At 37.9% G+C, this 12,098-nt stretch carries 12 protein-coding genes and 2 pseudogenes; 13 read left to right on the top strand and 1 reads right to left on the bottom strand.

The window, feature by feature from the left end; translation table 11 throughout:
• Positions 1 to 44: 44 nt before the first annotated feature.
• The 13 genes and pseudogenes from BZK24_RS09600 (at position 45) to BZK24_RS04215 (ending at position 11,216) form a co-directional block, all read left to right on the top strand.
• Positions 45 to 262, top strand: a pseudogene (locus tag BZK24_RS09600) (hypothetical protein).
• A gap of 107 nt (positions 263 to 369) precedes the next feature.
• Entirely contained in the window at positions 370 to 1,098 is a 729-nt protein-coding gene (locus BZK24_RS04160) for an EI24 domain-containing protein (protein WP_077656668.1), read from the top strand.
• Complete coding sequence (gene fliR / locus BZK24_RS04165; RefSeq protein ID WP_077656669.1) at positions 1,092 to 1,859, top strand: flagellar biosynthetic protein FliR; 768 nt, start codon at positions 1,092 to 1,094, stop codon at positions 1,857 to 1,859. The genes BZK24_RS04160 and fliR overlap by 7 nt, the downstream gene beginning before the upstream one ends.
• A 9-nt stretch (positions 1,860 to 1,868) precedes the next feature.
• Complete coding sequence (locus BZK24_RS04170) at positions 1,869 to 3,044, top strand: molybdopterin molybdotransferase MoeA (protein WP_077656670.1); 1,176 nt, start codon at positions 1,869 to 1,871, stop codon at positions 3,042 to 3,044.
• Positions 3,045 to 3,104: 60 nt separating this feature from the next.
• Entirely contained in the window at positions 3,105 to 4,196 is a 1,092-nt protein-coding gene (gene prfB / locus BZK24_RS04175; protein ID WP_003014059.1) for a peptide chain release factor 2, read from the top strand.
• A gap of 69 nt (positions 4,197 to 4,265) precedes the next feature.
• Positions 4,266 to 5,009 carry a protein phosphatase CheZ gene (cheZ, locus tag BZK24_RS04180; protein ID WP_077656671.1) on the top strand — a complete coding sequence of 248 codons (744 nt, stop codon included), beginning with the start codon at positions 4,266 to 4,268 and terminating at the stop codon, positions 5,007 to 5,009.
• Positions 5,010 to 5,011: 2 nt separating this feature from the next.
• Complete coding sequence (locus tag BZK24_RS04185; RefSeq protein ID WP_077656672.1) at positions 5,012 to 6,292, top strand: peptidase U32 family protein; 1,281 nt, start codon at positions 5,012 to 5,014, stop codon at positions 6,290 to 6,292.
• A 29-nt stretch (positions 6,293 to 6,321) separates the two neighbouring features.
• A complete protein-coding gene (locus BZK24_RS04190; protein ID WP_077656673.1) occupies positions 6,322 to 6,585 on the top strand; it encodes a tetratricopeptide repeat protein in 264 nt (87 codons plus the stop codon).
• Positions 6,576 to 7,055: a CiaD-like domain-containing protein gene (locus BZK24_RS04195; protein ID WP_171972395.1), complete on the top strand. Its 480-nt coding sequence runs from the start codon at positions 6,576 to 6,578 to the stop codon at positions 7,053 to 7,055. Before BZK24_RS04190 ends, BZK24_RS04195 begins: the two co-directional genes overlap by 10 nt.
• A gap of 408 nt (positions 7,056 to 7,463) precedes the next feature.
• Positions 7,464 to 8,141 carry an acid response regulator transcription factor ArsR gene (gene arsR / locus BZK24_RS04200; RefSeq protein ID WP_000573710.1) on the top strand — a complete coding sequence of 226 codons (678 nt, stop codon included), beginning with the start codon at positions 7,464 to 7,466 and terminating at the stop codon, positions 8,139 to 8,141.
• 25 nt (positions 8,142 to 8,166) lie between these two features.
• A complete protein-coding gene (gene arsS / locus BZK24_RS04205; protein WP_143424375.1) occupies positions 8,167 to 9,450 on the top strand; it encodes an acid-sensing histidine kinase ArsS in 1,284 nt (427 codons plus the stop codon).
• A gap of 71 nt (positions 9,451 to 9,521) precedes the next feature.
• Positions 9,522 to 10,493 carry a porphobilinogen synthase gene (gene hemB / locus BZK24_RS04210; RefSeq protein WP_077656675.1) on the top strand — a complete coding sequence of 324 codons (972 nt, stop codon included), beginning with the start codon at positions 9,522 to 9,524 and terminating at the stop codon, positions 10,491 to 10,493.
• On the top strand, positions 10,494 to 11,216 hold the full coding sequence (locus BZK24_RS04215; protein ID WP_077656676.1) for a YebC/PmpR family DNA-binding transcriptional regulator: 723 nt from the start codon (positions 10,494 to 10,496) through the stop codon (positions 11,214 to 11,216).
• Between the two features lie 51 nt (positions 11,217 to 11,267).
• On the opposite strand, the pseudogene BZK24_RS09960 reads toward BZK24_RS04215, so the two are convergent.
• Positions 11,268 to 11,458 (bottom strand): annotated as a pseudogene (locus BZK24_RS09960) (hypothetical protein); the annotation flags it as partial.
• Positions 11,459 to 12,098: the final 640 nt, after the last annotated feature.

Here is a 12,098-nt window from a genome sequence, read left to right on the forward strand (position 1 = left end):
TAAGAAATGCTTAAAGTTATTCATTCCATTCAAAGCGGGTAAAAATGTTCGCCTCAGATGTTGTAATAATATTGATTATCTTTTTTGGTGTTAGTTTTATTCTTTTTGGAAAGAAAAGGATATTAAAGAAGATTCAAAATTTCATAAAACAATAATGAATATTGTATTTACCATTGTTGTTGTAATCGTTTTGTGTCCTTGGATATTGATGGTATTGTTTTACCCCATAATGTATTTATTACTGCATGTTATCCCATCTTAAATAACTTCTATACTCTTTTAGCCAATCTCATATTGATAAGTTTACTATGTAAGATTAAGGGACTTTGTGCTTAAATTACCCTATCAAAGCGAGAAGGATTTCAAGTTATGGTTTTGTCTTTATCTATCCTTAAAAAAAGCTTTAATGATTTTTTAAGCGTTAGAATGCTTTTAATCAATCTTGGCCCTATCCTTTTGAGTTTGGCGTTTTTTGGAGCTGTTTTTTACTACAATGGCGGGAGTATTGTGGGTTATTGCCAAACTTTATTACCGCAATCTTTGAATGATTATTCCCATTCTCAAGGCTTTTTTGCTGGTGTGTTCGCATGGGTTTTTAAAGCGTTAGTGTATTTTCTTATTTTTTGGATCGTGATTCTTTTGAGTTTAGTCATCAATATTTTTGCGTCTATTTTTTACACCCCTTTAGTGGTCTCTTATTTGCACCAAAAATATTATCCCCATGTCGTTTTAGAAGAATTTGGCTCTATCCTTTTTTCTATTAAATATTTTTTAAAATCGCTCGCTTTTATGCTTTTATTCTTAGCGGTTTTAACGCCCCTTTATTTCATTCCCTTTATAGGGGTCTTTGGGGTCTTTTTTTCTATAGTCCCGCATTTTCTTTTTTTCAAAAACACCATGAGTTTGGATATAGCCAGCATGATTTTTAATTATCAAAGCTATCAAAATTTACTCAAACAGCACCGGTTAAAGCATTATCGTTTCTCGTTTTTTTGCTATCTTTTTTCCTTAATCCCTTTTTTTAATTTTTTTGCCACCTTGTTGCAAACCCTAATGCTAGCGCACTACTTTTTTATCCTTAAAGAAAAAGAATGTTAGATTTTCTCCAAGAGCTTAGCACCCCCCATGTCAGGGATTTTTTCTTGTTGTTTTTAAGGGTTAGTGGCGTGCTGTCTTTTTTCCCTTTTTTTGAAAACCATTTAGTGCCTTTGTCGGTGCGTGGGGCTTTGAGCTTGTATGTGAGCGCGATTTTTTACCCCACTTTAGAATTTTCAAGCGCCACTTACACGCCAGAGGGTTTTATTATCGCTTGCTTGTGCGAGCTGTTTTTAGGGGTGTGCGCGTCTGTCTTTTTACAAATCGTTTTTGCGAGCTTAGTGTTTGCCACTGACAGCATTAGCTTTTCTATGGGGCTTACCATGGCGAGCGCTTATGATCCCATTTCAGGATCGCAAAAACCCATTGTGGGGCAAGCCCTTTTATTGTTAGCGATTTTAATTTTATTGGATTTATCGTTCCACCATCAAATCATTTTATTTGTAGATCACAGCTTAAAAGCCGTCCCTTTAGGGCGATTTGTCTTTGAGCCAGAATTAGCTAAAAACATTGTCAAAGCCTTTTCGCACTTGTTTGTCATAGGGTTTTCTATGGCGTTCCCTATTTTATGCTTGGTGTTATTGAGCGATATTATTTTTGGCATGATCATGAAAACCCATCCTCAGTTCAACCTGCTCGCTATCGGGTTTCCGGTTAAAATTGCGATCGGGTTTGTGGGCATTATTTTAATCGCTTCGGCTATCATGGGGCGTTTTAAAGAAGAAATCAGCTTGGCCTTTAGCGCCATTAGCAAAATCTTTTAAAGGATCAATATGATTAGTTTTAAAGAAGCCCTAAAAATCCATTCTAGCATTCCCTTAAAACCCTTAGAAATAGAGGTTGTCTCTTTGTTTGAAAGCGCAGGGCGCATTTTGGCAGAGGATATTATTTGCGTTCACGCCTTGCCTAAATTCAATCAAAGCGCAATGGATGGCTATGGGTTTAAAATGCAAGATTTAGGTCAAAAAACTCAAGTCATCCAACACATTTTTGCCGGAGATGATGTGAGCGCTTTAGAAGTTAAAGAAAATGAATGCGTTAAAATCATGACTGGAGCGATGGTGCCAAAGGGAATAGAAACGATTATCCCTATAGAATGCATGCTAGAAAGCCATAAAAATTCCGCCCTAGCTCCCAAAGATTTTAAAATAAACGCCAATATCCGTCAAAAGGGCGAAAACGCTTCTTTAAACAGCGTGTTAGTCCCTAAAAATACCCGTTTGAATTACGGGCATATCGCGCTCATTGCCTCTCAAGGGTTAAAAGAAATCAAAGCGTTTAGAAAATTAAAAATCGCTCTCTTTAGCAGCGGTGATGAATTAGTGCCTTTAGGGCAAAACGCCCTAGAATGCCAAGTTTATGATGTCAATTCAGTGAGTGTTTTTAACATGCTTAAAAACTACAACACGCATTTTCTAGGGGTTTTAAAAGATGATAAAAATTTACAGCTTAAAATACTTGAATTGCAAGGCTATGATGTCATCCTTTCAAGCGCGGGGGTGAGCGTAGGGGATAAAGACTTTTTTAAAGACGCCTTGAAAGAAAGAAACGCCCTTTTTTATTATGAAAAAGTCAATCTCAAACCTGGAAAACCGGTAACTTTAGCCCAACTCAATCAAAGCATTATTATAGGCTTACCGGGTAATCCTTTAAGTTGCTTAGTCGTTTTACGAGTTTTGATTCTACCCTTATTGGAGCGCTTATCCTTAAATAAAGATTTTAAATTAAAACCCTTTAAGGCTCAAATCAATGCCCCTTTAAAGCTTAAAGGCGAACGCGCGCATTTAATCCTAGGCAACTATTCAAACCACCAATTCATTCCTTATAATAACAACCGCTATGAATCAGGAGCGATTCAAGCCCTTGCTCAAGTGGATTCTATCGCTCTAATTGATGAAGGAGTGGGATTGGTTCAGGGCGAAATTGAAATTTTAAGGTTTGAAAATTAAAATGGCTTTTAACAATGCTATAATGATAGGTTTAAAACCCCACTCATAAAGGTTCTGTTTGTGGATAACTACACCTATAGCGAATTGTTAAAAAGCTTGCAAAACAAATGCGATAATATCGCTTTAATCATCAAGCCTGAAAAGATCAAACAAGAATTAGAACGCATTGAAAAAGAGCAAGAAGACCCTAATTTTTGGCAAGATGTCTTAAAGGCTAGAGACACCAATAAAGAAAAAGTGCGCCTGAACCGCTTGCTAGAAACCTATCAAAAAACGAAAAATTCTTTAGATGAAAGCGTAGAATTGTTTGAACTCGCTCAAAACGATAACGATGAGGTTACTTTATCCTTACTCTATGAAGAGGCTCCTACTTTAGAACACAGCGTGCAAAAAGTGGAAATTGAAATCATGCTAAGCGGTGAAAACGACGCTTCAAACGCTATTATCACCATTCAGCCTGGAGCGGGGGGGACTGAAAGCCAGGATTGGGCGAGTATTTTATATCGCATGTATTTGAGGTGGGCAGAAAGAAGGGGCTTTAAAAGCGAGATTTTAGATTACCAAGATGGCGAAGAAGCGGGCATTAAAGGGGTCGCCTTTATCATTAAGGGCGAAAACGCTTATGGCTATTTGAAAAACGAGAGCGGGGTGCATAGGCTTGTAAGGATTTCGCCCTTTGATGCGAACGCCAAACGGCACACGAGTTTTGCGAGCGTGCAAATTAGCCCTGAATTAGACGATGATATTGATATAGAAATTGATGAAAAAGATGTCCGTTATGATTATTACAGAGCCAGTGGGGCAGGCGGTCAGCATGTCAATAAAACAGAAAGCGCGGTTAGGATCACGCATTTTCCTACCGGCATTGTGGTGCAATGCCAAAACGACAGGAGCCAGCATAAAAACAAAGCGAGCGCGTTAAAAATGCTTAAATCCAAGCTTTACGAATTGGAATTAGAAAAGCAACAAAGCAGCGCCAAAAATGAAGAAAAAAGCGAGATTGGTTGGGGGCATCAAATAAGAAGCTATGTCCTAGCCCCCTACCAGCAAGTCAAAGACGCGCGCTCCAACACCGCTTATAGCAATGTGGAAGCGATACTAGATGGCGATATTGATGCGATTTTAGAGGGCGTTTTGATTGCTAAAGCTTAAGTGCGCTAAAATGACAGCTAGGAATTATGGTTAAAAACGCTTTTTAAAACCAATTGGCAAGGAACAACAATGACACAAGAAGAATTAGACGCTTTGATGAATGGTGGCGATTTGGAAAACTTGGAAGCCATAGAGGCTAAAGAAAAGGCCAAAGAGGAGGCTAAAGAAGAAACTAAAGAAGAGCCTAAAGAGAGTAAAGAGAATTCCGGTTCTAGTGAAAAAATGACCGTCAAAAAAGAGGACGCTGAAAAATACGGCAAGATTAGCCCCAATGAATGGCCACCCCCTCCCCCCACTGAAGAGCATAAGGTCGTGCATCAATTAGACGATGTTACAAGAGATTCTGAAGTGAAAGCCACGCAAATTTTTGATCAATTGGATTTGATCGGAGCTAGCGCTGAAAAGATCGCTAAAATGGTTAAAAAAATCCAAGAACCTTTGCAAAAACACCAGGAAATTTTTGACAATTTGCATGGTCATTTCCCCCATGTTGAATCTTTTAAAACCGCGCTCAATGAGCAACAAGAAATCCTAAACGCCCTTAAGAGCATTGAAGAAGAGGCCACCAATTGCTCTGATAGCTCCATGCAAGCGATGGATATTATGCAGTTTCAAGACATCCACCGCCAAAAAATTGAGCGAGTGGTTAATGTCATGCGAGCGCTCAGCCAATACATGAATTCGCTTTTTGAGGGCAAAATTGATGATTCTAAGCGCGTGAGTTCAGCGACTTTTATCACCGGCGATGACGACAAAGATTTAGCCAGTGCTGATGATATTGAAGCTTTGATCGCTTCTTTTGGAGCCAAGTAGTTTTGAATCAAGTTGAATTACTCTCTCCAGCCGGTAATTTAAAGAAACTTAAAATCGCTCTCAACTATGGGGCTGATGCGGTTTATGGGGGGGTGAGCCATTTTTCTTTACGCAATCGCGCTAGCAAGGAATTCACTTTAGAGACCTTTAAAGAAGGGATTGATTACGCCCATGCCTTGGATAAAAAAGTCTATGCAACCATCAATGGTTTCCCTTTCAATTCACAGCTCAAACTTTTAGAAGAGCATCTTTATAAAATGGCAGAGCTAGAGCCAGACGCTTTCATTATCGCTGCGCCTGGTGTCATCAAGCTCGCTTCAAAAATCGCCCCGCATATTCCCATCCATTTATCCACGCAAGCGAATGTCTTAAATTTGCTCGATGCGCAAGTGTTTTATGATTTAGGGGTTAAACGCATCGTGTGCGCTAGGGAATTGAGCCTGAATGATGCGATTGAAATTAAAAAAGCCTTACCCGATTTAGAATTAGAAATCTTTGTGCATGGGAGCATGTGCTTTGCCTTTTCAGGGCGTTGCTTGATTTCGGCTTTACAAAAGGGGCGCGTGCCTAATAGAGGGAGTTGCGCGAATGATTGCCGGTTTGATTATGAATATTATGTGAAAAACCCTGATAACGGCGTGATGATGAGGTTGGTTGAAGAAGAGGGCGTAGGCACGCATATTTTTAACGCTAAAGATTTGAATCTCTCTGGTCATATCGCTGAAATTTTAAGCTCCAACGCCATTAGCGCGCTTAAGATTGAAGGGCGCACCAAGTCCAGTTACTACGCCGCACAAACCACGCGCATCTATCGTTTGGCGGTTGATGATTTTTACCATAACACCTTAAAGCCGAGTTTTTATGCTAGCGAATTGAACACGCTTAAAAACAGGGGTTTTACGGACGGCTATTTGATGCGAAGGCCTTTTGAAAGGTTGGATACTCAAAACCACCAAACAGCCATTAGCGAAGGGGATTTTCAAGTCAATGGCGAAATCACAGAAGATGGGCGCTTTTTTGCATGCAAATTCACCACCACCACTAACATAGCTTATGAAATCATCGCCCCCAAAAATGCGGCTATCACGCCCGTAGTCAATGAAATTGGCAAGATTTATACCTTTGACAAACGCTACTATCTAGTGCTTTATAAAATCCTTTTAGAAAATAACACCGAGTTAGAAACTATCCATAGCGGGAATGTGAATTTGGTGCGATTGCCCGCGCCTTTGCCGGCTTTTAGTTTTTTACGCACCCAAGTAGAGTCTAAAAATGGCGTTTAGAGATTAGGTATTAAAAATAAGAGAAACGCATGCCCTTAGAAACCATCACGCTCGCTCATATTTACGAAGAACAAGGGTTTTTTGAAGAAGCGTTGCAAATTTATACTAATATTTTAAAAAAAACCCCTGACCATGCAGAGGCGTTAAAACAAATAAAGCGTTTGGAAAAAATCCAAAAAAATTGCACTCCTTTCAAGCACGATGCAATCTTAGAGCGGCACTATTTGAATTTTATCAAAGGGGATTTTTTGAGCGTTGAAAATTTAGAAAAATGGCTGGTAGAATGGAATTGAAAAACATTATTTCAGAAACCCTTAATGAAATTGAAAAAATGGCTAAAACGATTGATAATAACTTTGATGCGGCGCAAAAAACGCCCTCTTTTTTCAAAACACCCCCTTATTTGCAAAACACCCCAAACCCTCAAAACACCCCTTTAGAGCCAAAAAACGCTGCTAAAATAGAAACCCAAGAAAAAATCACAGAAGAAAATACAGAAGAAAATACAGAAGAAAAAGAAGAAGCAAAAGGAATCATTACAGAAGAAATCACGCTAGAAACCCCCACGCAAGCGCCAATTTCAAGCGAGCGGGTTTTTTTAAAAAACTTACTGGAAAGAACCTTAGTGTTATTGAAAGGCATGCAAGCTTTAGAAGAAAAGGAAGCCCTAGAGCGATTGGATTTAGTGGCGCGTTTCTTGCAATACCAATTGAGCGTGCTTGAAAAACGATTGGAATCTTTGGAGCGAGAAAACACAAAGTAGCATGCAAAAATAAAGTTTTGTTTTAATTAAATACTGACGCTGAAATTTTATTTTAATTTTAAAAAATGGGGTTTTAGTTACTTTATTTTAAACCCATTTCCTTAAAGGGGATAGAGGTATTTTGAAATCATTCTCCCCCTTTTAACCCCCCTAAAATAAGAAATTATCGCTTGCTTACGCAGGCTCTTTTGAGGGTAAAAAACACTCAAAGTGCTTTTTAATTTTTAATATTCCATGAAAACAAAGCCTTAAATTCCCATTAATAACTATGATAATGTTTTGAATTTTTATTTTTAAGACATCTTTAAGGTATCTTTAGTAATAAAATGCTAGAATCAAGCCCTTAAAACATTAACAAAGTTAATCGTTTTTAAAGTTGTAGAAATCATTGAAGGAGTTAATTGAAGTATGATAGAAGTTTTAATGATAGAAGATGATATAGAATTAGCCGAGTTTTTGAGCGAGTTTTTGCTCCAACATGGCATTCATGTAACCAATTACGATGAGCCATATACCGGCATTAGTGCGGCTAACACACAAAATTATGATTTGTTGTTGTTGGATTTGACTTTGCCTAATTTAGACGGGCTTGAAGTGTGTCGACGCATCTCCAAACAAAAACATATCCCTATTATTATTTCTTCAGCAAGAAGCGATGTGGAAGATAAGATTAAAGCGCTAGATTATGGGGCTGACGATTACCTCCCTAAACCCTATGATCCTAAAGAATTACTAGCTCGCATCCAATCCTTGCTCAGGCGTTCTCATAAAAAAGAAGAAGTGAGTGAGCCAGGCGATGCGAATATCTTTAGGGTGGATAAGGATAGCCGAGAAGTGTATATGCATGAAAAAAAGCTAGACTTAACTAGGGCTGAATATGAAATCCTTTCGCTTCTCATTAGCAAAAAAGGTTATGTGTTTAGCCGTGAAAGCATTGCGATTGAAAGCGAGAGCATCAACCCTGAAAGCTCTAATAAAAGCATTGATGTGATCATTGGCCGTTTGCGATCCAAGATTGAAAAAAATCCTAAACAACCGCAATATATCATCTCTGTTAGAGGGATTGGCTATAAATTAGAATACTGACATTCTAATAAGGAGTTAAGGGGTTTTGCGTTTTTCTATCTTTTTTAAAGTTGTCGCTTTGTTTATGATAACGCTCTTTAGTTTTGGAGCGTTCGCTTACTATTTCGTGTCTTCTCAAATCAATCATGAAAACTATCAAAACGAAATGCGTCATTATCAGTTTGTTACCACCATCAATGAAATTTTAAATAACTACTCTGATTATAGAGCCATAGAAGATTACCTCTATAAAATTGGTTTTAAAGAAACCACAATGGAAAATTTAGAAAAGGTTTTAGCCAAAAGACGCCACCAGTTGCACCATAGGAATATTGGGTATGCTGAAGTGTTTAAATTCAACGATATGGTTTTTATCCTTTTAAAAAAGGATGAGCATTTTGTGCTTTATAAAGATTTGCATTCGGTTTCTTATAGGAATTATTTCTTATCTATTATGGTGGGTTTATTATTGATTTTATTCCTTTTTTTATTTGTTTTGCAGAGTTTATTGCCCTTAAGAGAGTTGAGATCTCAAGTGAAACGCTTCGCTCAAGGGGATAAAAGCGTGAGTTGTAAAAGCAAGCAAAAAGATGAAATAGGGGATCTGGCTAACGAATTTGACAATTGCATCCAAAAAATCAATGCGATGAATGAATCTCGGGTTTTATTTTTGCGCTCCATCATGCATGAATTACGCACCCCTATCACTAAGGGCAAGATACTAAGCTCTATGCTCAAAGAAGAGCTGCCTTACAAACGCTTTTCATCTATATTTGATCACTTGAACATGTTGATTGAGCAATTTGCCCGCATTGAGCAGTTCGCTTCCAAAAATTATGGGAGCAATAAAGAAAAATTTTTAATGAGCGATTTGATAGACAAGATTGAAAAAATGCTTTTAATTGATGAGAATAAAAAAAGCCCTATCCATGTATCCTCTTCCAATTACATCATTGAAGCGGATTTTGAATTGTTTTCTATAGCGTTAAAAAACATGGTAGATAATGCGATCAAATACAGCGATGACAAACAGGTGTTTTTGGATTTCATAGGAAATGATTTAGTGGTGTCCAATAAAAGCGAACCTTTAAAAGAAGATTTTGAAAAATATTTGCAACCCTACTTCAAATCTTCTAACCCCAGCCAAGCCCATGGTTTTGGGTTAGGCATGTATATCATTAAAAACGCTTTAGAGGCTATGGGATTGAATTTGAGCTATCATTACGGCAATGGAAGAATTTGTTTCACTATCCATGATTGCGTTTTTAATCATTTTTACGATTTAGAAGAAGATGATGAAGAGCTACCCCCCCCCCCCCCGAAAATTTGAGAGAGGTGAGCGGAATGAAGGGGATAGAAAAAGCCAATTGTGGGGTTAAAGAAAAACAATAAAGAGAGAACATGTTCAAACGATTGAGAAGATTACGAAGCAGCGAAAACTTAAGAGCGATGCTAAAAGAAACGCGTCTGAATATTGATGATTTCATCGCTCCCTTATTTGTCATAGAGAGCGATAGTTGTATTAAAAATGAAATCAACTCCATGCCTGGCGTTTATCAAATGAGCGTAGAATCTCTTTTAAAAGAATGCGAAGAATTAGTGGGTTTAGGCATCAAAGCCGTTTTATTGTTTGGCATTCCTAAACATAAGGACGCTACAGGAAGCCATGCGTTAAATAAAGATCACATTGTCGCAAAAGCCGCTAGAGAGGTTAAAAAACGATTCAAGGATTTAATCGTTATAGCGGATTTGTGTTTTTGCGAATACACCGACCATGGGCATTGCGGGATTTTAGAAAACGCTTCTGTGTCTAACGATAAAACGCTAGAGATTTTAAACCTTCAAGGGCTTATTTTGGCTGAAAGCGGTGTGGATATTCTAGCCCCAAGCAACATGATGGATGGGAATGTTTTAAGCTTGAGAAAAACGCTAGATAAGGCCGGCTATACCCACACGCCCATCATGAGCTACTCCACTAAATTTGCGAGCAGTTACTATGGGCCCTTTAGAGATGTGGCAAACTCTGCGCCGAGTTTTGGCGATCGCAAAAGCTATCAAATGGATTACGCTAATAAAAAAGAAGCGCTTTTAGAAAGTTTAGAAGATGAAAAACAGGGTGCGGATATTTTAATGGTGAAACCGGCTTTGGCGTATTTGGATATTGTTAAAGAAATCAGAGATCACACTTTGCTCCCTTTAGCGCTCTATAATGTGAGCGGGGAATACGCCATGCTCAAACTCGCGCAAAAACACAACCTGATCAACTATGAAAGCGTTTTATTAGAAACGATGACTTGTTTTAAAAGAGCGGGAGCGGATATGATTATTAGCTATCATGCCAAAGAAATGGCTAACTTATTACAAAGGAATTGAATGGGACGAGCGTTTGAATACAGAAGAGCGGCTAAAGAAAAACGATGGGATAAGATGAGTAAGGTTTTCCCCAAGCTCGCCAAAGCGATCACTCTAGCGGCAAAAGAGGGCGGGAGCGAGCCGGACACGAACGCCAAACTACGAACGGCGATTTTAAACGCTAAAGCGCAAAACATGCCTAAAGACAATATTGACGCAGCGATTAAAAGAGCGAGCAGTAAAGAGGGGAATTTGAGTGAAATCACTTATGAGGGTAAGGCGAATTTTGGCGTGTTAATCATTATGGAATGCATGACTGATAACCCCACTAGAACGATCGCCAACCTTAAAAGCTATTTCAACAAAACGCAAGGAGCGAGCATCGTGCCTAATGGCTCTTTAGAGTTTATGTTTAATAGGAAAAGCGTGTTTGAATGCTTGAAAAATGAAGTGGAAAATTTAAAACTCAGCCTAGAAGATTTAGAGTTCGCCCTCATTGATTATGGCTTGGAAGAATTAGAAGAAGTGGGAGACAAGATCATTATTAGGGGGGATTATAACAGCTTCAAGCTTTTAAATGAGGGGTTTGAAAGCTTGAGATTGCCCATTTTAAAAGCGGGTTTGCAACGCATCGCCACAACGCCCATTGAATTGAATGACGAACAAATGGAGCTTACCGAAAAATTATTGGATAGGATTGAAGACGATGATGATGTGGTCGCGCTTTATACGAATATTGAGTGAAATTTGACATATTCCCTATAGCTAAAGCTAGGGGTTTTACGGTGTTAGGTGGTAAGCAATAAAGTCCCATAAGCCACGCTTACCTGCAATAACTTCTCGCTTGTCAAAAGAGCGTTTTTTATTGTTGGGTGTGATAAGTTTAGCCTTGATCATTTTTTTCTTCAGTTTCCTAAACTCGCACTTCCAAAGAGATCATCAACTTTTTTATTCGCCCCTATGTCTCTAGTTTGAAAAAAGTGTTTTTTGCCCATAAGGATCATTTTGTATAGAATATTAACTTTTTGTAAAAACACTCAAAAGCATTTTTTAACAAGGAAAAATAACAAAAAATTTTATTACTACAACTTTATAAAATCCTATAAAGAATGATAAAACTCTCTTTAATCTTTCATTGGATTTTTAAACGAAAGCGCGTTATCCCTTGCTGCTGATACGCTCACTTTAGGAGCTAGCAAAGATTTTAAAACCGCTAGCTAAAGCGCCTTTAAATTAGCCAAAATGAGCATGCCTTTCAATTCATAAAAAACTTTTTTACGGGCAACACCAAAGCGCGCAAGTGAAATCATTGAAAACACGCTATCTAAAAAAACAGCAAGGAGTCTTAAAAAATTGATAGTGGACACTACAGATCAAATGTTTCAATCCATCTTGGCTCTCTGTTAGTGTGAGTTTTCTATTTTGAAACTTTTTTAAATTTGATTAAACTCTAAAAAATGAGCAAAAAAAGGGCTTATTAAAAAGGATTTTTAAAACTAAAAATTAAAGCTTTAGTTTTTTAAAAATAAGGTTTTGACTACTTTGTTTTAGATTTTAAAAGTTGTTTTCTTAAAGGGGGTTTTTGAAATAATCCCTCTAACTACCGCTCTTTATAAAGCTGTAACT

It is taken from the genome of Helicobacter pylori, from assembly GCF_001998165.1.
Lineage (GTDB): Bacteria > Campylobacterota > Campylobacteria > Campylobacterales > Helicobacteraceae > Helicobacter > Helicobacter pylori_DL.